At 74.1% G+C, this 24,254-nt stretch carries 22 protein-coding genes and 1 pseudogene; 10 read left to right on the top strand and 13 right to left on the bottom strand.

Features of this window, described 5'->3' with window-relative positions; all coding sequences use genetic code 11:
- Window positions 1-9: 9 nt before the first annotated feature.
- Window positions 10-1,251: pseudogene (locus tag ACZ45Z_RS15420) on the bottom strand (glycoside hydrolase family 27 protein); the annotation flags it as partial.
- Between the two features lie 401 nt (window positions 1,252-1,652).
- On the opposite strand from ACZ45Z_RS15420, the gene ACZ45Z_RS15415 reads away from it, so the two are divergent.
- Window positions 1,653-2,687, top strand: coding sequence for an NUDIX hydrolase (locus ACZ45Z_RS15415; RefSeq protein WP_468362056.1), 1,035 nt, complete (start codon window positions 1,653-1,655; stop codon window positions 2,685-2,687).
- Window positions 2,688-2,760: 73 nt separating this feature from the next.
- Here the strand turns inward: ACZ45Z_RS15415 and ACZ45Z_RS15410 are convergent, their stop codons facing one another.
- Entirely contained in the window at window positions 2,761-4,122 is a 1,362-nt protein-coding gene (locus tag ACZ45Z_RS15410) for a M20/M25/M40 family metallo-hydrolase (protein ID WP_468362054.1), read from the bottom strand.
- 179 nt (window positions 4,123-4,301) lie between these two features.
- On the opposite strand from ACZ45Z_RS15410, the gene ACZ45Z_RS15405 reads away from it, so the two are divergent.
- Window positions 4,302-5,507, top strand: a complete 1,206-nt coding sequence (locus ACZ45Z_RS15405) for a geranylgeranyl reductase family protein (protein WP_468362052.1) — start codon at window positions 4,302-4,304, stop codon at window positions 5,505-5,507.
- Window positions 5,508-5,540: 33 nt separating this feature from the next.
- On the opposite strand, the gene ACZ45Z_RS15400 is transcribed toward ACZ45Z_RS15405, so the two are convergent.
- Window positions 5,541-6,029 carry a nitroreductase family deazaflavin-dependent oxidoreductase gene (locus ACZ45Z_RS15400; RefSeq protein WP_468362051.1) on the bottom strand — a complete coding sequence of 163 codons (489 nt, stop codon included), beginning with the start codon at window positions 6,027-6,029 and terminating at the stop codon, window positions 5,541-5,543.
- A 178-nt stretch (window positions 6,030-6,207) separates the two neighbouring features.
- Between ACZ45Z_RS15400 and ACZ45Z_RS15395 the strand changes: the two genes are divergently transcribed.
- The 3 genes from ACZ45Z_RS15395 (at window position 6,208) to ACZ45Z_RS15385 (ending at window position 9,191) form a co-directional block, all read left to right on the top strand.
- Complete coding sequence (locus ACZ45Z_RS15395; RefSeq protein WP_468362049.1) at window positions 6,208-6,918, top strand: TetR/AcrR family transcriptional regulator; 711 nt, start codon at window positions 6,208-6,210, stop codon at window positions 6,916-6,918.
- Between the two features lie 318 nt (window positions 6,919-7,236).
- Entirely contained in the window at window positions 7,237-8,529 is a 1,293-nt protein-coding gene (locus ACZ45Z_RS15390) for a sensor histidine kinase (protein ID WP_468362047.1), read from the top strand.
- Window positions 8,526-9,191 carry a response regulator transcription factor gene (locus ACZ45Z_RS15385; protein WP_468362045.1) on the top strand — a complete coding sequence of 222 codons (666 nt, stop codon included), beginning with the start codon at window positions 8,526-8,528 and terminating at the stop codon, window positions 9,189-9,191. The genes ACZ45Z_RS15390 and ACZ45Z_RS15385 overlap by 4 nt, the downstream gene beginning before the upstream one ends.
- Window positions 9,192-9,268: 77 nt before the next feature.
- Here ACZ45Z_RS15385 and ACZ45Z_RS15380 read toward each other — a convergent pair whose 3' ends face one another.
- A complete protein-coding gene (locus ACZ45Z_RS15380; protein ID WP_468362043.1) occupies window positions 9,269-10,015 on the bottom strand; it encodes a maleylpyruvate isomerase family mycothiol-dependent enzyme in 747 nt (248 codons plus the stop codon).
- Between the two features lie 234 nt (window positions 10,016-10,249).
- Between ACZ45Z_RS15380 and ACZ45Z_RS15375 the strand changes: the two genes are divergently transcribed.
- Window positions 10,250-11,470 (top strand): ROK family protein, encoded by a 1,221-nt coding sequence (locus ACZ45Z_RS15375; protein ID WP_468362041.1) that lies wholly within the window; start codon window positions 10,250-10,252, stop codon window positions 11,468-11,470.
- A gap of 54 nt (window positions 11,471-11,524) precedes the next feature.
- Window positions 11,525-11,908, top strand: a complete 384-nt coding sequence (locus ACZ45Z_RS15370) for a PPOX class F420-dependent oxidoreductase (protein ID WP_468362039.1) — start codon at window positions 11,525-11,527, stop codon at window positions 11,906-11,908.
- On the opposite strand, the gene ACZ45Z_RS15365 is transcribed toward ACZ45Z_RS15370, so the two are convergent.
- The 4 genes from ACZ45Z_RS15365 to ACZ45Z_RS15350 form a co-directional block, all read right to left on the bottom strand.
- Window positions 11,898-12,878: a phosphotriesterase family protein gene (locus ACZ45Z_RS15365; RefSeq protein WP_468362373.1), complete on the bottom strand. Its 981-nt coding sequence runs from the start codon at window positions 12,876-12,878 to the stop codon at window positions 11,898-11,900. The two genes, ACZ45Z_RS15370 and ACZ45Z_RS15365, sit on opposite strands and share 11 nt — an antisense overlap.
- A 110-nt stretch (window positions 12,879-12,988) precedes the next feature.
- Window positions 12,989-13,573 carry a DUF4865 family protein gene (locus ACZ45Z_RS15360; RefSeq protein ID WP_468362371.1) on the bottom strand — a complete coding sequence of 195 codons (585 nt, stop codon included), beginning with the start codon at window positions 13,571-13,573 and terminating at the stop codon, window positions 12,989-12,991.
- Window positions 13,574-13,638: 65 nt separating this feature from the next.
- Entirely contained in the window at window positions 13,639-14,052 is a 414-nt protein-coding gene (locus ACZ45Z_RS15355; protein WP_468362037.1) for a (R)-mandelonitrile lyase, read from the bottom strand.
- A gap of 61 nt (window positions 14,053-14,113) precedes the next feature.
- Window positions 14,114-14,761: a TetR/AcrR family transcriptional regulator gene (locus ACZ45Z_RS15350; protein ID WP_468362035.1), complete on the bottom strand. Its 648-nt coding sequence runs from the start codon at window positions 14,759-14,761 to the stop codon at window positions 14,114-14,116.
- A gap of 175 nt (window positions 14,762-14,936) precedes the next feature.
- Between ACZ45Z_RS15350 and ACZ45Z_RS15345 the strand changes: the two genes are divergently transcribed.
- On the top strand, window positions 14,937-15,242 hold the full coding sequence (locus ACZ45Z_RS15345; protein WP_468362033.1) for an SHOCT domain-containing protein: 306 nt from the start codon (window positions 14,937-14,939) through the stop codon (window positions 15,240-15,242).
- A 42-nt stretch (window positions 15,243-15,284) separates the two neighbouring features.
- On the opposite strand, the gene ACZ45Z_RS15340 is transcribed toward ACZ45Z_RS15345, so the two are convergent.
- Both ACZ45Z_RS15340 and ACZ45Z_RS15335 read right to left on the bottom strand, forming a co-directional pair.
- The gene (locus tag ACZ45Z_RS15340; RefSeq protein WP_468362031.1) at window positions 15,285-15,785 is read right to left on the bottom strand and encodes an ATP-binding protein; all 501 of its coding nucleotides are present in this window, start codon (window positions 15,783-15,785) and stop codon (window positions 15,285-15,287) included.
- Between the two features lie 162 nt (window positions 15,786-15,947).
- A complete protein-coding gene (locus ACZ45Z_RS15335) occupies window positions 15,948-16,235 on the bottom strand; it encodes a hypothetical protein (RefSeq protein WP_468362029.1) in 288 nt (95 codons plus the stop codon).
- Between the two features lie 303 nt (window positions 16,236-16,538).
- Between ACZ45Z_RS15335 and ACZ45Z_RS15330 the strand changes: the two genes are divergently transcribed.
- Window positions 16,539-17,636, top strand: a complete 1,098-nt coding sequence (locus ACZ45Z_RS15330; protein ID WP_468362369.1) for a PLP-dependent cysteine synthase family protein — start codon at window positions 16,539-16,541, stop codon at window positions 17,634-17,636.
- 68 nt (window positions 17,637-17,704) lie between these two features.
- Here ACZ45Z_RS15330 and ACZ45Z_RS15325 read toward each other — a convergent pair whose 3' ends face one another.
- Together ACZ45Z_RS15325 and ACZ45Z_RS15320 are read right to left on the bottom strand one after the other, a co-directional pair.
- Window positions 17,705-18,178 carry an SRPBCC family protein gene (locus tag ACZ45Z_RS15325; protein ID WP_468362027.1) on the bottom strand — a complete coding sequence of 158 codons (474 nt, stop codon included), beginning with the start codon at window positions 18,176-18,178 and terminating at the stop codon, window positions 17,705-17,707.
- A 64-nt stretch (window positions 18,179-18,242) separates the two neighbouring features.
- Window positions 18,243-19,088 carry a DeoR/GlpR family DNA-binding transcription regulator gene (locus ACZ45Z_RS15320; RefSeq protein WP_468362025.1) on the bottom strand — a complete coding sequence of 282 codons (846 nt, stop codon included), beginning with the start codon at window positions 19,086-19,088 and terminating at the stop codon, window positions 18,243-18,245.
- 249 nt (window positions 19,089-19,337) lie between these two features.
- On the opposite strand from ACZ45Z_RS15320, the gene ACZ45Z_RS15315 reads away from it, so the two are divergent.
- Entirely contained in the window at window positions 19,338-21,740 is a 2,403-nt protein-coding gene (locus ACZ45Z_RS15315) for a hypothetical protein (protein WP_468362023.1), read from the top strand.
- On the opposite strand, the gene ACZ45Z_RS15310 is transcribed toward ACZ45Z_RS15315, so the two are convergent.
- Window positions 21,710-24,142, bottom strand: a complete 2,433-nt coding sequence (locus ACZ45Z_RS15310) for a right-handed parallel beta-helix repeat-containing protein (protein ID WP_468362021.1) — start codon at window positions 24,140-24,142, stop codon at window positions 21,710-21,712. The two genes, ACZ45Z_RS15315 and ACZ45Z_RS15310, sit on opposite strands and share 31 nt — an antisense overlap.
- Window positions 24,143-24,254 lie beyond the last annotated feature (112 nt).

Genomic DNA, 24,254 nt, shown 5'->3' with positions numbered 1-24,254 from the left:
TCACGGCGCGGCGGAGACCCGGTAGACGACGGTGGCGTGCGCCGGAACGGTCGCGGAGATGTCGCCCGTGGTCAGGGAGTCGCGGTGCCGCCACAGGTCGCGCAGGCGGTAGGAGGCGGCCCGCGGAAGGCCGGCGTCCGCCGCGGTGGTGGCGATCCGCCGCGGCCACCCGGTCTCGTTGAACAGCGCGACCGCGCGGTCCCCGTTCGCCAGCCGCTTGACCAGCGTCCAGCGGCCGGCGTCGGAGGCGCGCACCCGGGCCTGGTCACCCAGCGGGTCCTGGTCCAGCGCGATGACCTCCTTGTTCCCCAGGATCTCGAAGGTGCGCGGGGTGGCCCGGCGCAGATCGGTGCCGATCAGCAAAGGGGCGGCCATCATCGACCACAGGGTGAAGTGGCTGCGGTATTCGGTGTCCGTCATGCCGCCGTTGCCGACCTCCAGCATGTCCGGGTCGTTCCAGTGCCCGGGCCCGGCGTACGGCGCCAGCGGAAGATTCCGCTTCAGGATGGAGAGCATGCTCGGCCAGGTGTCGCCGATGTCCCCGGTCGTACGCCACAGATGCCCTACGTCCGACGCCCATTCCCAGGGCTTGTTCTCGCCCCACTCGCAGATGCTGTAGACGAGGGGCCGGCCGGTGGCCTCCAGCGCGTCGCGCATGGCGCGGTACCGCTGCCGGGCGTCCACGCCCTGGTTGTTGCAGTTGTCGTACTTGAGGTAGTCCACGCCCCAGTCGGCGAACTGCCGGGCGTCGGAGGTCTCGTGGCCCAGTCCGCCGGGGAATCCGTTCTCGTCGCAGGTCTTGGTGCCGGCGCTGGTGTAGATGCCGAACTTCAGGCCCTTGGAGTGGACGTAGTCGGCGAGGGCCGCGATGCCGTGCGGGAAGCGCCGCGGATCCGGGACGAGCTTGCCGTTCGTGTCCCGGGCCGGCAGCGCCCAGCAGTCATCGAGATTGACGTACCGGTAGCCCGCGTCCTTCAGGCCCTTGGTGACGAGGAGGTCGGCGATGCCCTTGACCATGGCTTCGTCGAACTCGGCGCGGCAGTGGGTCGAGTTCCAGTTGTTGAACCCCATCGGCGGGGTGCGCGCGGGCCCGTCGGTACGCACCGGCCCGTCCGTACGCGCCGGCCCGTCGGCAGGACGGGGCGCGCCGGGGACGTGGGTGGTGCCCGCCGTGCACAGCAGTGCGGCGGTCAGCGCTCCGGCGGCGCGCAGGTGCGCTCGCCGGAAGGTGGTGCGGAGAGGAACGCGCATGAGGGGCGTCTCCGTCCTCGCGAAGGTGTGGGGAAGCGAAGCCGGGGACCGCCGGCGGCACCCGGTGCCGGTGGACCGGCGACTGTTCGCGACTGTTCACCGTAGGGACCGTTGGACTCTGTTGGAAGAGGGCGTCTGGCGTTCGCTTCTGTTGAATTCCGTGCCGTCTTTGGTCGCACGCCCGTTCGTCCCGGGCCGCCGTCATATGCGGCATCCGCCGTGCCGCCGACGGCCGGGAGCCCGGTGCGCGGAGGGGGTTTCGGTGTTGGAGGGGCGGGGGAGCGCTTGTTTGCCGGGGGAATCTGCGCCGTTCCCGGTCGTGCGCGCGGCCCGTGATCCCGAGCGTTTCCGTGGCAGGGTGTTGCGGGCAACTCACCTGGGTCTAGGGAAGAGGGGAAACCGTGATCGTCTGGCTGAACGGCACGTTCGGTGCGGGCAAGACCACTGCGGCTCATGAATTGCTCGACCTGCTTCCCGGAAGCACGCTCTACGACCCCGAACTCCTCGGCAGCGGCTTGCGGTTGATGCTTCCCGCCAAACGCTTCGAGGAGATCGACGACTACCAGGACCTGCCGGCCTGGCGGCGCATGGTCGTGGACACCGCAGCGGCCCTGCTCACCGAGGTCCCCGGCCCTCTCGTGACCCCGATGACGCTGCTGCGCCAGGAATACCGCGACGAGATCTTCGGCGCCCTCGCGGCCCGCCGGATTCCCGTACGGCATGTCCTGCTGCACGCGGACGAAACGATCCTGCGTGAGCGGGTCGCGGGCCGGGAGGAGCCCGCGGCGGACACCGGCGGGGACGCGGCCGGCCGCCGGTGGTGCCGGGACCTCCCGGGCCGCTACGCGGACGCCCTGGCCTGGCTCAAGGGCGACGCCCACGTCGTCGACACCAGCCGCCTGACCCCCCGCCAGACCGCCGAACAGATCGCCGAGGCCGTACGCACCGGCGCCGGCTCCTGCGACATCGTGCAGACACCCGAGCCGACCGCCGAGACGCTCGCCGCCGGCGTCCTGCTCTTCGACGACCAGGACCGGGTGCTGCTCGTCGACCCCACCTACAAGCCGGGCTGGGAATTCCCCGGCGGCATCGTGGAACCGGGCGAGGCCCCCGCCCACGCCGGAGTACGCGAGGTCGCCGAGGAACTCGGCATAGAGCTGACCCGCGCCCCCCGGCTGCTCGTCCTGGACTGGGAAGCGCCCCAGCCGCCCGGCTACGGCGGCCTGCGACTGCTCTTCGACGGCGGCACGCTGCCCGGCGACCGGATCCGGAAACTGCTGCTGCCCGGAGCCGAGTTGCGCGACTGGCGCTTCGTCACCGAAGCGGAGGCGGGGGACATGCTGCCGCCGGTGCGCTGGAACCGGCTGCGCTGGGCGCTGCGCGCCCGCGAACGGGGCTGCCCGCTCAACCTGGAGGCCGGCGTCCCGGTCGGCTGACCGGAGCCGGCCCGCCGCCCGGCCGGGCTCGCGCACGGGGCCGGGCCACGCCGCCCGGCCCCGCCCCCCGGCGTCAGCCCCGGCTCTCCGCGTACCGCTGGAGGAACAGCGCCTCGGCCAGCGACAACCGCTCCAACTCCTGCGGCGAGACACTCTCGTTGACGGCGTGGATCTGCGCCTCGGGCTCACTCAGCCCGATCAGCAGGATCTCCGCGTCCGGATACAGCCCGGCCAGGGTGTTGCACAGCGGGATCGAGCCGCCCATACCGGACGTCTGCATCTCCTGCCCGTCGTACGCCTCGCGCATCGCCGCGGCCATCGAGGCGTACGCCGGGCTGCCGGTGTCGGCGCGGAACGGCTGGCCCTGCCCGACCTGCTCGACCGACACCCGCGCGCCCCACGGAGCGGCACCTTCCAGATGCGCGGCGAGCAGCTTCGTCGCCTCCGCCGCGTCGGTGCCCGGCGGCACCCGCAGGCTCACCAGCGCCCGGGCACCGGCGTGGACCGACGGGGTCGCGCCGATCACCGGCGGACAGTCGATGCCGAGCACCGTCACGGCCGGGCGGGCCCAGATCCGGTCCGCGATCGTGCCGCTGCCGATCAGCCCGACACCGTCCAGCACCTTGGCGTCCTTGCGGAACTCCTCCTCGGGATACTGCAGACCCTCCCAGGTGGCGTCCGCGGCGAGCCCCTCGACGGTCGTCGACCCGTCCTCGGCGCGCAGCGAGTCCAGGATCCGGATCAGCGCGGCCAGCGCGTCGGGGGCCGCGCCTCCGAACTGACCGGAGTGCAGATTGCCTTCCAGCGCGTCGACCCGCACCCGCACGAGCGTCATCCCGCGCAGCGTCGCCGTCACCGTCGGCAGCCCGACGCGGAAGTTACCGGCGTCGCCGATGACGATCGCGTCGGCGGCCAGCAACCCGGGATGCGCCTCGGCGTACCGCTCCAGACCGCCGGTGCCCTGCTCCTCGGAACCCTCGACGATCAGCTTCACGCCGACCGGGACGCCACCGTGCTCCCGCAACGCGCGCAGCGCCGTCAGATGCATGATCAGGCCGCCCTTGCAGTCCGCCGCGCCACGGCCGTACCACCGGCCGTCGCGCTCGGTCAGCTCGAAGGGCGGCGATATCCAGGCGGCCTCGTCCAGCGGCGGCTGCACGTCGTAGTGCGCGTACAGCAACACCGTCGGGGCGCCGGCCGGACCGGGCAGGAAGCCGTAGACGGCCTGGCTGCCGTCGGGGGTGTCCAGCAGCGCGACGTCCTCGAAACCGTCGGCCCGCAGCGCCTCCGCGACCCAGTTCGCCGCCGCCGCGCACTCGCTCGGCGGGAACTGGGCCGGGTCCGCGACCGACTTGAAGGCCACCAACTCGGCCAGCTCCGCCCTGGCGCGGGGCTGCAGCGAGGCGACGGTGTGCGCGAGCGGGCTGTCAGACATGGAACGCTCCTTGTGGGCGCGGCGTTGGGTACCTACGGAACGTCCGGCGGAGTGTGCCGGGCGGGCCGGACGTACGGGCATGAGTGCCCCCGATCTTCCCACAGGCACCTCGCGAGACGGCGGCCCGTAGGATGCGGGCGGTACGCGCAGCCAGGCATCGGACGGGAGCAGAAGCACAGGTGAGCAGCGAGCGGGCAGCGGAGGACAACCAGCGGGTGTGGGACGTCGTGGTGGTGGGCGCGGGTCCCGCCGGCGCCTCGGCGGCACACGCCGCGGCCTGTACGGGACGCCGGGTCCTGCTCCTGGAGAAAGCGGAACTGCCGCGGTACAAAACCTGCGGCGGCGGCATCATCGGCCCCTCGCGGGACTCCCTGCCGCCCGGCTTCGAGCTGCCGCTGCGCGACCGCGTCCACGCCGTGACGTTCTCGCTCAACGGCCGGCTGACCCGCACCCGCCGCTCCCGTCACATGCTCTTCGGGCTGATCAACCGGCCGGAGTTCGACGCCGGGCTGGTCGAGTCGGCGAAGGACGCGGGCGCGACGGTCCGTACGGGCGTCACCGTCGCGCGGGTCGAACAGCACGGTGCCGAGGTGCCCGACCGCCGCACCGTCGCGGTGGTGCTGGGCGACGGCGAGGTCGTCCTGGCGCGGTCCGTCGTCGGCGCCGACGGCAGCGCGGGCCGGATAGGGGCGCACGTCGGGGTCAAGCTCGACCAGGTCGACCTCGGCCTGGAGGCGGAGGTCCCGGTGCCCGCGACCGTCGCCGAGGACTGGGCCGGGCGGGTGCTCATCGACTGGGGCCCGATGCCCGGCAGTTACGGCTGGGTCTTCCCCAAGGGCGACACCCTCACCGTCGGCGTGATCTCCGCGCGCGGCGAGGGCGCGGCGACCAAGCGCTATCTGGAGGACTTCATCGGGCGGCTCGGCCTCGCCGGCTTCGAGCCGAGCATCTCCTCCGGCCACCTGACACGCTGCCGCGCCGATGACTCGCCGCTGTCCCGTGGCCGGGTGCTGGTGTGCGGTGACGCGGCCGGCCTGCTGGAGCCGTGGACCCGCGAGGGCATCTCGTTCGCCCTGCGTTCGGGACGGCTCGCCGGCGAATGGGCGGTCCGCGTCGCCGAGGCGCACGACGCGGTGGACGCGCGCCGGCAGGCCCTGAACTACGCCTTCGCCATCAAGTCGGGCCTCGGCGTCGAGATGGGCGTGGGCCGCCGGATGCTCAAGGTCTTCTCCCGCCGCCCCGGCCTCATACACGCCGCGGTCACGGGCTTCCGCCCCGCCTGGCACGCCTTCGCGAAGATCACCCGCGGTACGACGACCCTGGCCGAGATGGTCCGCACCCACGGGATGGCCCGGCGGGCGCTGGAGGCGTTCGACCGGGGGTGAGGGCGCCTGGAACCGTGTCCTGGGTCCGTTCGCTCAGGACTCCGTCACGGTGAGGCGGAAGACGGGGTGGCGGGGCGCCGCGGCGAGGAGTTCCTCGTCGGTGGAGGCGGCGGTGACCTCGCCGAAATAGCTCTTGACCTCCCAGCCCCAGCGCTTGAGATAGGCCCGCAGCACCGCCGGCCTCTCGGCGGGCGGGATCTCCACGGCGGTGAACGGGCTGGTCCGGCGGCCGAGGCGCAGCTCGCCGCCGCCCGCGGCGCGCGTATTGCGTACCCACTCGGAGTCGCCGCGCGCCGAGACGAGATAGCGGCCGTCCTCAAAGGTCAGGGGATTGACGGGGACGCGCCGCCATGTGCCGCTCCTGCGGCCGCGGACCGCCAGGTCGGCCGAGCCGGCGAGGCTGATGCCGCGGCGTGCGAGCCAGCCGATGGCGCCGTTGAGGCGTACGGCGAGACGGCCGGGCTTGCGGTAAGGGGTCGGGGGCTGGGGCTGGGGCCGGGGCTGTGACTCCGACTGCGGCATGAGGTCCTCCGTGGTCCGCGCTCGTGAAGGTGAGCGCCGTACACATTCGAGAGCACTGCTCTCGCTTTAGTGCGCCCAGTGTGGGGAGAGTGGCGCAGCAAATCAAGAGCAGTGCACACAACTGATGCCGCTGCTCTCGTTTTTGTGCGGTGATCCCGGGCGTGGCAGACTGCCGGCCATGACTGCGATCCGAGGGGCCAGGGAACGAGCCCGCAGCGAAGTCACCGCGGCCATCAAGGACGAGGCCCGCAGACAGCTCGCCGCCGAGGGCGCCGCCAAGCTCTCCCTGCGCGCCGTCGCCCGCGAACTCGGCATGGCCTCCTCGGCCCTCTACCGCTACTTCCCCAGCCGGGACGACCTGCTCACCGCGCTGATCGTCGACGCGTACAACGCGGTGGGCGAGGCCGCGGAAGGCGCGGACCGCGCCCGCGGGGGGCCCGGCGCCGACCGCCCCCTCGCCCGTTGGACCGCCATCTGCGCGGCCGTCCGCCGCTGGGCCCTCGCCCATCCGCACGAATACGCCCTGATCTACGGCTCGCCCGTGCCCGGCTACAGCGCCCCGGGCACCACCACCCAGCCCGCGGCCCGGGTCGGCCTGGCCCTGATCGGCGTGGTCCGCGACGCGTACGCCGCGGGCGCCCTCACGGAATCCGCCGAACCGCTGCCCGACGCCGTGGTCGGCGACGCGCTGGCACTCGCCGCCGGACTCGGGGTGGAGCTGCCGGGCGCGGTCGTGGCGCGGCTCATCGGTGCCTGGGCCCAGCTCTTCGGGCTGCTCAGCTTCGAACTCTTCGGCCAGTTCAACCGGGTCGTCGAGGCCCGGGAGGAGTTCTTCGAGCAGTCCGTGCTCCACCTCGCCCGCGGCGTCGGCCTGACGACGCCCCGCTAGAAGCACCCCCGCCAGGACCACCCCGCCAGGACCACCTCGCGCCAGAACCACCTCGCGCCCCGCCAGAACCGCCCCCGCCAGGACCACCTCGCGCCAGAACCACCTCGCGCCCCGCCAGAACCGCCCCCGTCGGAACCACCCCGCGCCCGGCTCCTCGGCGCCTGGCCGCCGCAGCAGGAGTACGCCCGATCCTCCGCGCCCGGCCGCCCCGCCAGGAGTACGCCCGATCCTCCGCTCCCGGCTACTCCCACAGGAGTACGCCCGATCACCGCGCCGGGCTGACGCCGCCCGGCCCCGTCGCCGTCTAGCGTTGCGGACATGGACAACGCACGGCCGCCGTGGGCGCGGCGCTGCCCCGGCCGCTCCTGGGAGCCGTGGCGCTCGCCCGCCGGGGAGGCGCCGAGGAACTGGGCCGGCGCCCGTCTGCCCTGGATCTCGACGCTCGCCGTGACGGTCTTCGTCATGGCCGGCTCCGGGTTCGCCGCCCGCACCCAGCCCGACCGCCTCCCGCTGGACGCCACTGGGCGGGCGCTGCTGTTCGCCGGCGCGGCCCTGCTGCTCTTCCGGCACCGCTGCCCGCGCGCCGTGGCCCTGGCCACCGCGGCCGTCGTGACCGGCTACTTCACCGCCGGCTACCCCTACGGTCCGGTCTTCCTCGTCGTCGCGCTCGGCGCCTTCGCCGCGATCGTCGCCGGGCACCGCCGGGTCGCCTGGTGCGCGCTCGGCGGGGTGTGGGCCGCGCATCTCCTCGTCGGCCACTGGCTCTACCGCTGGCTGCCCCCGCGCGAGGGGCCCCTTCCCTGGGAGCAGGAACTGTTCCCGGCCGCGCTGATGGTGGCGGTGGTCGCCGTCTCCGAGCTGGTGCGGGTACGGCGCGAGCAGTGGGCGAAGGCCCGCGCCGAACGGGCCGCCGCCGAGCGGCGCCGGGCCGACGAGGAACGCCTGCGGATCGCCCGCGAACTGCACGATGTCCTCGCGCACAGCATCTCCGTCATCAACGTCCAGGCAGGCGTGGGCCTGGCCCTGCTCGACAACGACCCGGAGCAGGCGCGGACCGCGCTGACGACGATCAAGGCCGCGAGCAAGGAAGCGCTCGGCGAGGTCCGGCAGGTCCTCGACACCCTCCGCACCCCCGGCGACGCGCCGCGCTCGCCCGCCCCGGGCCTGGACCGGCTGCCCGAACTCACCGAGCAGGCCGGGGGAGCGGGCCTCGCGGTGGACGTGACCACCGAGGGCGCCCGCACGACGCTGCCGCCCGGCGCGGACCTGGCCGCGTTCCGCATCGTGCAGGAGGCGCTCACCAACATCGTCCGCCACTCCGGCTCGCGCACCGCCCGCGTACGGCTCGACTACACCCCGGGTGCCCTGGAGATCATGGTGGACGACGACGGCCCGGCGACCTCCGCCACCGGGGATCCGTCGGTCGGCGGGAACGGCCTGGTCGGCATGCGCGAACGGGCCGCGGCGCTCGGCGGCACCGTCGAGGCGGGCCCCCGCCCGGACGGCGGCTTCCGTGTCGCGGCCCGTCTGCCGCTCGTCGGCGCGCACCACCGTGGACGGGCCGCCGACGCCGGTACGGTGACCCCGACCGCCACCGAGGGGGAGTCGTGATCCGGGTACTGCTCGCCGACGACCAACTGCTGGTCCGGGCCGGCTTCAAGGCGCTGCTGGACTCCCAGCCCGGTATCGAGGTGGTGGGGGAGGCGGCCGACGGGCGGGAAGCGCTGGCCGCGGTGCGCGCGCACCGTCCGGACGTCGTCCTGATGGACATCCGCATGCCGGTGCTGGACGGCCTGGCCGCGACCCGCGAGATCACCGGCGATTCCGGCCTCCCCGACGTCAAGGTCGTCATGCTGACCACCTTCGAGCTGGACGAGTACGTCTTCGAGGCGATCCGGTCCGGCGCCTCCGGCTTCCTGGTCAAGGACACCGAACCCGAGGAGCTGGTGCGGGCCGTCCGTGCGGTCGTCGCGGGTGACGCCCTGCTCTCGCCCGGCGTCACCCGCCGCCTGATCGCCGAGTTCGCCGCCCGTTCCAAGGAGCCGGCCGCGGCCGGGGTGCTGTCGGAACTGACCGACCGGGAGCGCGAGGTGATGGCGCTCGTCGGGATGGGGCTGACCAACGAGGAGATCGCCCGCCGTCTCGTCGTCAGCCCCTTGACCGCCAAGACCCACGTCAGCCGCGCCATGGTCAAACTCGGCGCCCGCGACCGTGCCCAACTGGTCGTCCTGGCCTACGAGTCCGGCCTGGTCCGCCCCGGCTGGCTGGGCTGACCCGGGGCGGGCGGGACGGCCCGCCGGCCGGCCGTCCGCCGGCCTGCCCGGCGACCCGCGCCCGCCCCGGCCGGGCCTCAGATGCCGGAGTTCTCCCGCCACAACCGGGCCAGCGCCTCGTCGCCGTCGACCGACAGGCCGTCCCACGGCAGGCGGTTCCACAGGGCGAGATACAACTCCTCGGCCGGGCCCTCGACCGTGCAGTCCGCCGGTATGGACTCCGGGGCGGTGGCCCGCACCGTGCGCGGCGCCGCCTGGGAGAGGTGCACCGTCCAGTCCGCGTCCACGGCGTCTGTCGCCCGCACCCGCAGGGTCCGGGGCGTGTCCGTACGGGCCTTGCTGCGCTCCGTGGCGTGGATTCCGGCCAGGAGTTCGTCGATGCCGTCGGCGGCGAAGGCGGACGGCAGGGGAGTCAGGGCGGCGCCGGCCGCCTGCTGCGCGTCGACGCGGTGTACCGACGTCTCGTGCGCCTGCCGCCGCGCCCAGAACGCCAGCGGGGAGGGAGCGGGCAGGAAGGTCCAGACCACTAGGTCCCGCGGGGCCGTGTCCAGCGCCCGCACCAGGCCGTCGTGCCCCTCCCGCAGCCAGTCGACGAGCTCCTTGCCCTCCAGCTCGGGACCGGCCGCCGGACGGCTGGCCTCGTCGAGACCGCGCGTGACATAGTCCGCCGCCCAGCGGTGCACCCGCCCCACGTGGCTGACCAGATCCCGCATCCGCCACTCGGGGCAGGCCGGAATCGGGGCCTCGGGGCCGGCCTCCTCGGCGGCGTCGGCCAGCAACGCCCCGTCCAGTCGCAGTGTTTCGACGAACTCAGTGATCTCCATGCCGTCGAGTGTGCCAGCCGCCACTGACAGCGCGGCGCCGCGGGTGACCGGGCCGCCGACGGGTGACCGGGCCGCCGACGGAAGAACGCGGTGAGCGCGAGGCGGGTCCACGGCGCCCGCCGGTCGGTGGGATGCTGGCCGCGGCTCGCGAAAGGGCCGTCCGTATCGTGTTCAGCCGTATCCTGTTCCGCCTCCGCGTTTTGTTCCGCGTCGGCACAAAGTCAGAATAGAGCCGTGACCCACACTCGGACAACCAGGCTGGAGCGGGGCCGTGGCGCCCTCGGTCCCGCACTGGAGCTCGTACACACCGGGCGCGCGCCCACGCGCGCCGTCCTCACCGCCGAACTCGGCGTGACCCGCGCGACGGCGGGCGCGGTGGCCGCCGAGCTCGAAGCGCTCGGCCTGATCACCGTCGACTCGCGGCCGACCGCCTCCGCCGGCTCCCAAGGGCGGCCCTCCCACCGGCTGTTCATCAACGACACCGGCCCCGTCGTACTCGCCGCGCAGATCCACGCCGACGGCTTCCGTGTCGCCCTCGTCGGCCTCGGCGGGCGCATCGTGGCCACCACGACGGGCTGCGGCACGATCCCCGCCGACCCCGCCCACGTCCTCGCCGAGGTCGTGGAGGCCGGCTCCGCCCTGCTGCGCGAGACCGGCCGGCGGTGTCTGGGCGCGGGTCTCGCCGTGCCGTCCGCCGTGGCCGAACCGGACGGCGAGGCCCTCAACCCGCTGCACCTGGCCTGGCCATCGGGCGCCCCGGTGCGCGCGCTGTTCCTGCGTGCGCTCGCCGACGCCAAGATCCCCGGCGTGACCGGGACCATCGGCTTCACGGGCAACGATGTCAACCTCATGGCGCTCGCCGAACACCGGCACGGTGCCGGGTGCGGCGCCCGCGACCTGCTGTGCGTGGCCTCCGGCCACCGGGGTGTCGGCGGGGCGCTGGTGCTGGACGGGCGCCTGCACAGCGGCAGTTCGGGCCTCGCGCTGGAAGTGGGCCACCTGACCGTCAACCCCGAGGGCGCGCCCTGTCACTGCGGCAGCCGCGGCTGCCTGGACGTCGAGGCGGACCCGCTCGCCTTCCTCGCCGCCGCCGGCCGCGACCCGGGCCCTGAGGTCTCCCAGCTCCACCAGGCCGCCGACCTGCTACGTCACGAGTACGCCGACCCGGCGGTGCGCGCCGCGGCGGATCTGCTCATCGACCGCCTCGGCCTCGGCATCGCCGGGCTGGTCAACATCCTCAACCCCGACCGCATCATCCTCGGCGGCCTGCACCGCGCCCTGCTGGAGGCCGACCCGGACCGGCTGCGGGCGGTGGTCGCCGACCGCAGCCTGTGGGGACGCAGCGGCGGCGTACCGATCCTGCCGTGCAGCCTGGACCACAACAGCCTTGTCGGCGCGGCGGAACTCGCCTGGCAGCCGGTGCTGGACGACCCGCTGGTGGTGGTCGGCCGCTGACCGCGCGTGGCCACCCACTGCCCAGTACCGCGGGGTACGCCTAGGCTTCGCCCCATGGTTCCCGAAGCGCTCGCCCGCAGCCCGTACGTCAGCCTGGTCACGTACCGCAGGAACGGCACCCCGGTGGCCACGCCCGTGTGGGCGGTGGCCGACGGGGCGGAGCTGCTGGTGTGGACGCGGGACGACAGTTGGAAGGTGAAGCGGCTGCGCCGAGACCCGCGGGTGACCGTGACCGCGTGCGATGTGCGCGGCCGGATCGCGGCGGGTGCGCCGACGGCCGAGGGCACCGCCCGGCTGCTGGAGGGCGGTGCCGCGCTCGGCCGCGTGCGCAAGGCGATGGCGGGCAAGTACGGGCTGCGGTTCCGGCTGATGGACACCGGCGGCGCGCTGCTGCGGCGGGGCAGACGGCCGCATGTGGGGATCGCCGTCACCCTGTGAGCCTGTCACCGACGGATCCTCGATCCGCCGGCTCCCGCTCCCGGTCGGCCGTCCGCTCCCGGTCGGCCGTCCGCTCCCGGTCGGCCGTCCGCGGCCAGTCGGCCGCGAACGCCCGGGCCGGGTTCGCCGTCAGGAAGCGCGTCACCAGGTCCTCGCCCAGGGTGAGTGCCAGCCGCTGACGGTGGCGGCCCAGCAGATACGGCATGCCGGGCCCGCCGCTGACCGACCGCGCGCCGGCCGTCGTGGTGTCGCCGCCCAGCAGGATCCGGTCGCCGTGCCCGGCGTCGGCGAGCGCGGCCAGCGCGTCGGGCAGCCGCCAGTCGGTCGCGTGATGGGCGCGCGAGGGGCCGTCCAGCGCCAGATACGCGCCGGACTCGGCGGCCAGCCGGTGCGTGGTGAGGTCCGGCGCGCGGTTGAGGTGGCCGAGGACCACCCGGTGCGGTGGGACGCCCAACTCCCCGCAGAGCAGGTCGAGTACGTCCAGCGCGCCGGTGCCCAGCTCCAGGTGGACGCCGATGGCGGCGTCGGTGGCGTGGTGGGCCTCGGCCGCCGCGGCCATGGTGTGCCGGGCGTGCCGGTCCAGGCCGTGGAAGCCCCCGGCCACCTTGATCATTCCGGCGCGCGGTCCCGTACCGCCGCCGATCCCCTCGGTCAGCTCGGCCACGAACAGCCCGGCCGGATCGCGCCGCGCCCGCGCGAGGACGTCGGGCGCGTAGTGCACCGCCTGGTGCAGCCCGGTGGCGGCGACGATCCGCACCCCCGACTCCCTTGCCAGCCGCGGCAGTTCCGCGACGCGGCGCCCCATGCCGTACGGCGTCCACTGGATCACCGCGGCGCCGCCGGCCGCGCGGAAGGCGGCCAGTTCGGCGGCGGCCAGACCCGCGTCGTCCAGTTCCTGCCCCGGCAGCAGGGGGCTGCGCAGGAAGAGGTGATCGTGCGCGTCGCAGACGCCGAGGTCGTCGGGGGCGATATCGCCGAGGACCGTGCGGACGGCCGGGCCGCCGGGGGGTCGGGCGGGATCGGGTTGGCCCGCCGGGGCGGCCGCGGCGGGACGGTCGTCCCGCTCCGTGGGTGCCGGGCTCACCACTGCCGCCCCGTGCCCAGTGCGCCGGTGTGCGGCGCGGACAGGTGCAGCACTTCGTAGCGGTCGCCCGCCGACTCGGGGACGGCGTCCGACCACAGGGTGAAGTGGATCAGCTCCCAGGTCCGGGGATCGAGGCCCAGGGCGGTGGAGTGCACGCCGTCGGTGCCGGCCAGCCGCTCGTGTCCGGCCAGCGCGGCCGCGAGGGCGGTGGCCGGATCGGCGCTCTCGGGCAGCGTCTCGCTCCGGCGGGAAAAGGCGGCGGGGACGGTGCCGGCGGCCGGGCCGGGCCGGTGGAACATGCCCTGCCAGTGCTGGACGGCCGGCCGCCCGAAGTCGCGGATGACGCCCCGGAACCCGTCGCCGGCCAGGAAGCGGTTCATGGCGCGCGGATCGGCCCAGAGGTAGAACGGCGCGTACTGGTTGACGGGCGAACCGGCCGTGCCGCGCTCCCGGATGCCGTACGCCTTGAGGCCGAGACCGGGGAAGTCGTCCATGAGGTGGCCCTTGGACCGTACGCGGTGCCGGATGATCCGCATGTCGTAGTCGGCGGGCAGGGTGAGGACGTACTGCATGGCGTGCACGGCGTGCATGAAAGCTCCCGTACGGAAGGGGATGGGTGGCCGGCCCCGGTGGCGGGCCGGTGCGGTCAGGCGTCGCGGTGCGCCGGGCCCGGATACTCCTCCGGGCCGACCGGCGACGCCCAGGCGGTCGTTGCGCCGTCCTCGGCGGCCTCGACCACCGCGAGGTGCGTCATGAAGGTGTCCGGCGCCGCGCCGTGCCAGTGCCGCTCGCCCGGGGCGATCCAGACGGTGTCGCCGGCCCGGATCGGCTCGACGGGGCCACCCGCGCGCCGCACCAGGCCGGCGCCCTCGGTGACGTGCAGGATCTGGCCGTGCGGATGCGTGTGCCAGGCGGTGCGGGCGCCGGGCGCGAAGTGGACGCTGAACATGCGCAGCCGGGACGGGGCCGGCGGCGCGGCGATCTCGTCGAGCCAGACGCTGCCGGTGAAGTGCGCCGCGGGGCCGGCCTGGGTGGCGGGACGCTCTCGGACGATGTCCATGGGGTGAACTCCTGGGCGGGGAAGCGGAATCGGCGTAACCGTGCGGGTCTCGGTAGGGCGGTCAGTCGGCGGCAGGGGCCCGGCCCGCGCCGCCCGTCTCGTCCGCGCCGCCCGCCGCGCCCGTGACCTGCGCGGCGAGCAGCGCCAGCGTGCCCCGCACCGCCGCGTCGAACGGCGCGCTGTCGTCGGCCGCCCGGGCGAGGACGTAACCGCCCTGGACGACGGCCGCCACGGTCGCGGCGGTGGCCGCCGGGTCCAGGGCGGCGGCCAGTTCGCCGCGCCGCTGTCCCTCCGTGAGCACCTCGGTCATCCGGCTCCGGAGCCAGCCGAACATCTCGTCCAGCGGCTGCCGCAACTCCGGGCTTCGCACCACGTCCCGGTCCTGCGTCATCCGGCCGATCGGGCAGCCGCGCAACACCCGCCGCTCGCGCAGCAGATACGCCGCGATCCGGTCGTACGCCGTGCCGGGACCCGACAGGCACGCCTCGGCGGCTTCCCGCATCCCCTCCGCGGTGCGCCGGATCGCGGCCAGCGCTAGATCGGACTTGCCGGTGAAGTGGTGGTACATGCTGCCCTGGCCGACGCCGGCCCGTTCCAGGATCGCCTTGGGGCTGGTCCCGACGTAGCCGCGCTCCCACAGGAGCTCCTGGGTACTGCGCACGAGCCGATCCGGCGTGCTCTCCTGAGTGCTCATGATCCCAATGTACATACTAGTAGTTACAAAGATCAACCCCGGGCGGGAGCAGCTCCCGGCGGCCCGCCTACCACCGGCGTCGTACGGACGAAGCCGCTGGTCGTACGACGCCTCGCCGCCCACGGAAGACGAACCTCGAAAGGGACAGGCACGACAGGCGAATGCCTTCCCCGACAAGGAGCTGAATCCGATGTTCGAACTGGCACACCCGTGGTCCGGCGGTGGCCCGGGCCCCTGGATCCTTTTCGCCCCGCTCCTGTGGGCACTGGTCGTCCTCGCCGTGGTGACCGTGCTGCGCCGCACCGTCTGGCGTCGCGGCGGTCCCGGCGGGCGGCCCGGCGGCCCGCGCTTCGCGGCGCGGGCCGACACGCCCTCGCCCCTCGACGTCCTCGGCCGGCGCTTCGCGGCGGGTGAGATCGACGAGGAGGAGTACTGGCGCCGGCTCTCCGTCCTGGAGGAGCACTTCGGCGCTGGGCCCAAGGGAGGCGCGGCATGACCACCACCGCGTAGCGGGCGCCGGAGCCGGGGGCCGCGGCCGTCAGCCGACCTTCGCGCTCCGGGCCCGCGGCTCGGCCGTCGTACGGACGGGCTCCAGCGGCCCGGTGTCCCAGCGCGCCGCGGCCGGCCGGGCCTCTTCCGGGGCGGTGGTCAGGGCCGGGAGGGTGAACCACACCACCTTGCCCGCACCGTCCGGCCGCACCCCCCAGCTCTCGCTGATCGTCGCGACCAGACTCAGGCCGCGCCCGCACGTCTCCCAGGTGCCGGCGGCCCGCAGCCGCGGCAGCCGCGGATCGTGGTCGTAGACCGAAACCGTCAACTGGTCCAGGAGCACGCACAGTTCGACCTTGCACTGCTTATCGGGGCGGGCGTGCCGGTAGACGTTGGCCAGGAGTTCGGTCACCCCGAGCGTCGCGGGGTCCACGAGGGCGTCGAGACGCCAGTAGCGCAACTGTGCGGCGACGACTCTGCGCACATGCGCGATGCGGGGCGGCAGAGCTTGCAGCTCCACCGTGCAGTGCCTGCTGGGCTGCCTGATCACGACCACGACTCCCTGATGAGGTCGGGCGCCCCCCGGACCCGGCAGGGGCGAAGATCGGATCCAGCGATGCCGGCTGCACCGCAACGTCACCGCTGGTGAACCCTCAGTGATACGTGTCCAGGGTCGGGCAGCCGGCGCGGTCCCGCAACCGCGCCACTCCGGTCAGCTCCGCGGCGGACGGGCGGCCTCCACGGCCTTCAAGAACAGCTCGGGCGTGCCCAGGGTGAGCGAATAGCGGTGGCCGTTGAGGGTGGCCAGCGCCCGGTCCCGCGCCGCGAACAGCGGTTTGTGCACCTGCACGGCCCGCAGGGGAGCACTGTCGATCTCTCTGCCGTAACTCGTCAGCAGCACCAGTCTGCCGTCCTCGATGACCACCTGACCGGCCCGGGTCAGGGACCGCAGCCACCGCTCGATCCGTACGCCGGTCGCGGTGAACTCCCGATCCGCCATGCTGGCCCCCTCCTCGGTGACAACGGGCGGGTGTGCTCCACCGCCCCTTGGTGGGAGTCTCCCGCTCCCACGTCCCGGGCACCAGTGCCCGTTGGTCCCCACCGCGCAACGGCCGCCTCCCAACGCCTCCTTGGGGTGCCCCAAAGCGATGTTTATGCAGGTGAGAAGCGTGCGGAGGGTGGCTATAGTCGGAACCGGCCCCGCGTCCGCGCGGGCCGGAAACCCCCTTTGAGGAGCGCGCCGGTGAGCACCGCACAGCAGCCGCAGAGCCAGACGGACGGCGTGGCCGAGGCCGGCGCCCCGATGCCGACCACCGATGTCGACCGCACCGATCCGGACTACCGAAGCTGGCTCAAAGAAGCCGTCCGCAAGGTCCAGGCGGACGCCAACCGCACCGCCGACACCCACCTGCTGCGCTTCCCGCTCCCGGAGAAGTGGGGCATCGACCTCTACCTCAAGGACGAGTCGACGCACCCCACCGGCAGCCTCAAGCACCGGCTGGCCCGCTCGCTGTTCCTCTACGGGCTGTGCAACGGCTGGATCCGGCCCGGCAAGCCGGTCATCGAGTCCTCCAGCGGCTCCACGGCCGTCTCCGAGGCGTACTTCGCCTCGCTGATCGGCGTGCCGTTCATCGCGGTGATGCCCGCCACCACCAGTCGTGAGAAGACCCGCCTGATCGAGTTCCACGGCGGTAGCTGTCACCTGGTGCAGGACCCCCGCACCGTCTACGACGTCTCCGCCCGGCTCGCCGCCGAATCCGGCGGGCACTACATGGACCAGTTCACCTATGCCGAACGGGCGACGGACTGGCGCGGCAACAACAACATCGCCGAGTCCATCTACCAGCAGCTCCGCCTGGAGCGCTATCCGGAGCCCGCCTGGATCGTGGCCACCGCGGGCACCGGCGGCACCTCCGCCACCATCGCCCGCTACGTCCACTACATGCAGCACGACACCCGCGTCTGCGTCCCCGACCCGGAGAACTCCTGCTTCTTCGACGGCTGGCTGACCGGCGACGCCAAGAGCGACTGCGCGACCGCCTCGCGAATAGAGGGCATCGGCCGGCCGCGGATGGAGCCGAGCTTCGTACCCGGTGCCATCGACCGGATGATGAAGGTCCCCGACGCGGCCAGCGTCGCCGCCGTACGCGCCCTGGAAGCGGCGATAGGCCGCAAGGCGGGCGGCTCGACCGGCACCGGACTGTGGAGCGCCCTGAAGATCGTCTCGGAGATGGTCGCCGAGGGCCGTACGGGCTCCGTGGTCACCCTGCTGTGCGACCCCGGCGACCGCTACCTCGACAAGTACTACTCGGACGACTGGCTGGTCTCCCAGGGCCTGGACATCGCGCCGTACGCGCGCACCCTCGAAACCTTCCTGGCCACCGGCCGCTGGACCGGCTGAGACCGTTCCGGGGGCGGCCTGCGGGGGCCTTTGAGCCAGGCGCCCCGGTCCCGTGGCCGCCGCCGGCCTCAGCCTGCTGCCAGCCGCCTCTCCAGCGCCCGCACCGACTCCCGGAAGGCACGCCCCAGCCCCGGCCGGGCCAGCGTCGTCACGACGCGGAACGGCGCCGGGCCGTCCGCCGCGAACAGCCACCGCACCCGGGTCCCGGCGTCCGCCGGCGTCAGCCGCCAGTCCTCCAACAGGGCCCGCACACCAGGGGCGTTGGTGGAATCGACGCGGTAGGCGTAGCGCGTCCCGGGCTCGGCGGCCAGGACCGTCTCGGTGAAGCGGGTGCCGCCCGTCAGGCGGACGTCACGGCCGCTGCCGCCGTCCGTCGCCGCCGACCGCGCGACCCCGGTGAACCAGTCCGCCCAGCCCGCGGTGTCCTCCGCCAGCGCGGCGTACACCGCTGCCACGGGCGCGGCGACCTCGGCGGCGAACACCAGCCGCAGCGGGGCGGACGCGGCGAAGTCGAGCTCGACGGGACGGAGTCGGCGCGTCATGGACGAGCACCCCCTGTGGGAACGGCGGCGGTGGCCTGCGCCGCACACCATAGCTGGCGGACCGTCAGATGTCTGCGTCGTCCGGCTGCTCGCCCGCCACCACCAGCTCCGGCGGCAGCTCCGCGAGCTCCGCGCGCGCCCCGGCACCCAGCCCGGCGTCCGTCACCAGCACATCCACCTGGTCCAGCGACGCGAACGAACTCAGCCCGACCGTGCCCCACTTGGTGTGGTCGGCGACCACCACCACCCGCCGCGCGGAGCGCACGAAATGCCGGTTGGTCTCCGCCTCCGCCAGATTCGGCGTCGACAACCCCGCCTCCACCGATATGCCGTGCACCCCGAGGAAGAGCACGTCGAAGTGGAGCGACCGGATCGCGGCGTCCGCCACCGGGCCCACCAAGGTGTCCGACGGCGTCCGCACGCCGCCCGTCAGCACCACCGTCGCGGCACCCGGCCGCGGGCTCGCGCCGCCGCTCGCCGCCGCCCGCTGCGCGGAGTAGAACACATCGGCCACCCGCACCGAATTGGTCACCACCGTCAGCTCCGGCACCTCCAGCAACTGCTGCGCCAGCGCGAACGCCGTCGTGCCGCCCGCCAGCGCGATGGCGCTGCCCGGCGCCGCCATCGCCGCCGCGGCCTTGGCGATGTCCTCCTTGGCGCTCAGCTCCAGCGCCGACTTCGCCTCGAACCCCGGCTCGTGCGCGCTCGGTTCGCTGACCGGCACCGCGCCGCCGTGCACCTTCTCCACCATGCCCTGCCGGGCGAGCGTGTCCAGATCACGGCGGACCGTCATGTCGGAAACGCTGAGTCTGCGGGTGAGTTCATTGACCCGCACCCCGCCGCGCCGCCTGACCTCGTCGAGGATCAGGGCCCGCCGCTGCTCCGCGAGAAGGTTGTGGTTGTCACTCACCCCGGCCCGTCCCTTCCGCCCCGCTCGTGTCGGGTCGTCCCGGCCGGCCGCCACCTGCCCGCGGCCGCCTGCGATCACTGCTCTCCACATCCTCGCACGAGCCACCGACAGTCACCGGTGGCCGGTTCCCCCGTACTTCCGGCGGCCGACAGACGTACGAGTACCGCGCGGATGGACGCTCGCGCGAGGGGAAGGGACAATGCTGACGGCACCGCAGCGCACGGGCCGGACGGACAACGGGGGAAGACAGTGAACAGCGCGGAGACGACACCGCACGCCCGCCCAACGGGCAAGGCCGGCACCGCAGACGGACCAGCGGCGGGCGCACCCCAGCTCGCCCTGGAGCTGCTCGTGCACGGCGTCGGAGGCACCACACCGGAGAGGATGCTCGGCGACCCGCGCGTCCGGCGGATCACCGGCGACGACACCGCCGCCTGCTACCGCCGCACCGACGACGCGGACGCCGAGGAACGCCCCGGCGACCACGGCGGCGAGCCGGTCCGCGAGGCCTACTGCTGGAGCAACCTCACCTCCGGAAACGGCGCCCGCGCCCTGTGGTTGCTGCTGGTGCCGTTCATGGTCGCCAACCTCGCCCACTGGATGCGCCCCGCCGCGCCCCCCGAGCACCGTGCCCAGCGGATCTACGACGTCCTGGTGCGGATCCTCGCGCTCACCCTCACCGTCCTGCTCGCCGCCGCGGCCTGCGAGATCGCCCTCGACCTGACCGCCTGGCAGTGCGCCGGCACCACCGTCTGCGTCGCCGGCAAACCCTGGCTCGGCTTCCTCAGCCCCGACAACGCCGGCTGGTGGAGCGCCCCCGGCCGCCGCCTCGTCCTGGCCTCCACCGTGCCGCTCCTCGTCGTCGGCTTCCTGTGGTGGCTCTCGCGCCGCACCTGGAGCGCGTACGAATCCGCCTCCCCGCCGCCGCGCCGCCCCGGCACCTCCCGCGACACCCCCGTCGCCGAACGCACCCCGCTCAGCCTGAGCGGCTTCTGGTACGGCCGCCGGGTCGTCGCCCGGCTGCGCGCCGCCCACACCACCGCGGGCGTCCTGACCATCGCCGCCGCCCTCCTCGTCGCCACCGCCGAAGCCGACCGGCGGCGCGGCGCGGCGACCGCCCTCGCCCTCACCGGCCGGGGCCTGACCGCCCTCGTCGTCCTGCTCGCGGCCGTCACCCTCGCGGTCGTCTGGCGCACCGCCCGCAGCGAGGCCGCACCGGACGACGACTCCGACCGCCTGGTCGTCCGGGCGCTGCCGTACGCCTCCCTCGGCGCCCTGGCGCTCGTCGCCGTGCACACCGCCTGGGCCCGGCCCGGCGCGCCCAGCCACGGCCCGCTGCCGGGCGCCGCGGCCTTCGGCGGCATCGCCGTCTTCCAGGGGCTGCTGGTCCTCGCGCTCGCCCTGACCGCCTGGGTCCTCCAGCGCGCCGCCCGCGACGACGCGCGCACCGCGCTGCGCGGCATGGGCGGCCCCGCCGTCGCCCTGCTCGCCTGCGCGGTGGGCGGGGTGCTGTCCGGGGGAGTGGCGCAGCGGGTCGCCGACTGGCTGGACCGCGGCGCGACACCCGGCCAGGCGCACGCCCCCATGGCGGGCCCGCCGGTCCTGCTGTCCTGGCAGGCGTCCGTCATCCCCGCCCTGCTGGTCGTGGTCGCCGCCGTCGCCGTCCTCGCCGGCATCCGGGTCCTTGTCGTCCGCGCCCGGGTCGCCAAGGACGTCCCCGGCCTCTTCGACCCGCAAGAACGCCCCGACGCCCAGCGCACGAAGCGGATCGCCGGGACCATCGCGGGCGCCGGACTGACCGACTCCGCCCCCGTCCTGGTGGCTGTGACCGGCGCCGCCACCCTCGTCCTCGGCGCCGGCGCGGTGGCCGGGGCCTGGCTCACCGAGCTGGCGCCCGGCCGCGCCACCGAAGGCGCCCCGCCCGTCGTGCACGCCGCCGCCCAGACCGCCGAGGCACTGGGCTCCTGGCTGATGGGCGCCGGCGTCATACTGCTCCTGGCCATGGGCCGGCGCGCCTACCGCGACCACTCCGCCCGCCGCACCATCGGCATCCTGTGGGACGTGGGCACCTTCTGGCCGCGCGCCGCCCACCCCTTCGCGCCCCCCTGCTACGCCGAACGCGCCGTCCCCGACCTGACCTGGCGCATGGCCACCTGGACCGAGCGGTTCGACGGCCGCCTGGTGATCTCCGGCCACTCCCAGGGCAGTGTGCTGGCCGCGGCCGCCGTCTGGCAGTTGGACCTGGTCACCCGCAGCCGTGTCGCGCTGCTCACCTATGGCTGCCCCCTGGAGCGCCTCTACGGACGCTGGTTCCCCGCCTTCTTCGGCCCGCCCGCGCTCACCGGCCTGCACCGCGAGATGGACGACTGGCGCAACCTGTGGCGCTTCACCGACCCCATCGGCGGCCCCATCCTGCTGACCTGCGAGGACGGCCGCGCGATCGACGAGGGACCGCTGCGCGACCCGCTCGCCTTCGGCCGGACCCTGCACAACCCGCTGCCCGCCCAGATCCTGGGCCACAGCGACTACCAGGCCGACCCCGTCTTCTGCGCCGTCCGCGGCGAACTGATCGCCCGGCTCGCCCCGGGAATACCGGCCCAGCGCCCGGGACCGGAGTCCGCTCAGGGCAGCTCGGGCAGATCCTCGGCGTAGAGCAGGGTCAGCTCGTCGGTGCTCGGGTCGCTCAACCGCGCGACCCGGCCCGCGTGCCGCTCCACCATCGCCTCGAACGTCTGCCGCGCGGTCCGACCGTTGCCGAACGACGGCCCCTTCGGCAGCGCCGTGAAGTACTTCAGCAGCGCCTCGCCGGCCCCCTCGGCGAGGCGGTACTCGTGCTCCTCGCCCTGCTGCTCGACGATCCGCAGCAGCTCCTCGGGCGCGTAGTCGCCAAAAGTGATGGTGCGTGAGAAACGCGACGCCACACCGGGATTGACCGCCAGGAAGCGCCGCATCTCCGCGGTGTAGCCCGCCACGATCACCACCACCGCGTCCCGGTGGTCCTCCATCAGCTTCACCAGCGTGTCGATGGCCTCCCGGCCGAAGTCGCGCCCGGAGTCCTCGGGGGACAGGGCGTACGCCTCGTCCACGAACAGCACCCCGCCGCGCGCCCGGTCGAACGCCTCCTGCGTACGGATCGCCGTCGACCCGATGTGCTCGCCCACCAGATCCACCCGCGACACCTCGACCAGATGCCCGCGCTCCAGCGCCCCCAACGAGGCCAGGATCTCGCCGTAGAGCCGCGCCACGGTCGTCTTGCCCGTGCCGGGGGAGCCGGTGAACACCAGGTGGCGGCGGACCGACGCGGCCTTCAGGCCCGCCTCCTGCCGCCGGCGCCCCACCTCGATCATGTTGATCAGGCTGCGCACCTCCCGCTTGACGCTGTCCAGCCCCACCAGGGTGTCCAGTTCGCCCAGCACCTCCTCGGAGGGACGGCTGACGACGGCCGGTCGGTCGGCGGCCGGCGGCGCGCCCTGCGCCGGTACGGCCGGCATCCCGCCCAGCAGCCCGGCGGTCTGCGTCACCCGCTGGACGGAGCCGGCCGCCGCCGGGCCGTCCGGGGCCTGCGCCGTCCGGCTCTCGTCGCTGGTGCAGTCCTGGACCACCGGCCCGCCGCCCTGCCCCGACCCGCCGTCGGCGAACTCGTAACCGCCGCGCGCGCACCGCTCCGTACGGCACCGCGTCAGCGTCGTCCGGCAGCCGTCGATCACGTGGAAGCCGAACCCCGAACTCCCGGTCACCCGGCAGCCCTGGAACGTGCCGCGGCCCTCCGCCGAGACGTAGAAACCGGCCTCGGCGGGCGAACTGACCGTGCAGCCCTCGATGGTGGGGTCCGCGCCCTTGGTGACGATCACGCCGGTCTGGGCGCCGTCGATCGTGCAGTTGGCGAGCGTCCCGCCACTGCCGTGGTCGCGGAACCAGGCGCCGGTCGCCGCCTCGCGGATACGGCAGTCGTCGAGCTGGACGGTCGCCCCGTCGCTCACCGACACGGCGGTGTTGCGGACCTGGGAGATGTCGCAGTCCACCACGTCGGCGCGCGAGCCCCGGTCCAGCACGAACAGCGCGTCGGGCACATCGTGCACCCGCGTCGAATCGAGCACGGCCGTCGCGCCGTCGCTCACCCACACCGCCGGATAGTCGCCCGTACTGTCGTGGATCTCGCACTGGTTGGCGTCCACCCGGGTGCCCGGGTCCCACACCGACAGGCCGTTGCGGCCGAAGTGCCGCACTGTGCTGCGGGTCAGCGTCAGCACCGACCGGGACCGCAGGTCGATGGCGTTCTCGGGGATGTCGTGGATGTCGCAGTCGGCCAGGGTGAGGACCGCGTCGGTGTCGAGGGTGATGCCGTCGGCGGACGTGCGGTGCACCGTGCAGTCGGTGAGGTGGCCGGTGGCCCGCGCCGCCACCTGCACCCCGGCGCCCTTGATCTCGTACAGCTCGCAGCCGACCGCCTCGACGGCGCTGCCCTCGCCGTTCAGCGACAGGCCGGCGCCGGAGGCGTGGTGGATACGGCAGTTCTCCAGCCGCGGGTGGGCCCCGCCGCGCACCGCCACCCCCGCCTGACCGGCGGCCACCACCTCGCACTCCTCGAAGACGCCGCCCGCGCCGTCCAGGACGCTGATGCCGACGCCGCCCGCGTTGTCGACCGTGCAGCGGCGCACCGTCGGGCGGGCCCCGCCGCGGACCTCGATGCCGGAGGCGGAGCGGGTCACCACCCGCAGACCGGTCAGCTCGGGGGCGCCGTCCTCCACCAGCAGCGCCGGTGAGGCCGAGTCGGTCGCCTCCAGATGCAGATCCTGGACGGTGGCCGAGGCGCGTATGGTCAGCGCCACGCCATCGGCGGGGGCGATCCGCACCGAGCCGCGCGCACCGTCCGGCCCGCGCAGCGTCACCGCGCGCGCCAGCACCAGATTCTCCCGGTACGTACCCGCCGGCACGGTCAGCACGTCACCGTCCCCTGCGGCCTCCAGGGCGGCGGCGAGCGAGCTGTACTCCCCTGTGCGGCGACGCCAACGCGACGTTCCGGAGTGCGTCACCTGGACCGAGCCCTGTGCCATGGCGCTGTCGTGCCCCCACCTCGTGCGGCTGATGTCGGCCCGGCGGTCATCCGTCCGCGGATGTCCGCATTCGGGTCTGCGAGGCCCCAGCCGGGAGGCTGGCTGCACCACC

The sequence above is a fragment of the Streptomyces sp. NPDC031210 genome, from assembly GCF_055570395.1.
The sequence above is the reverse complement of the archived record's forward strand: the minus strand, read 5'-3'. Positions and strand labels throughout refer to the sequence as shown.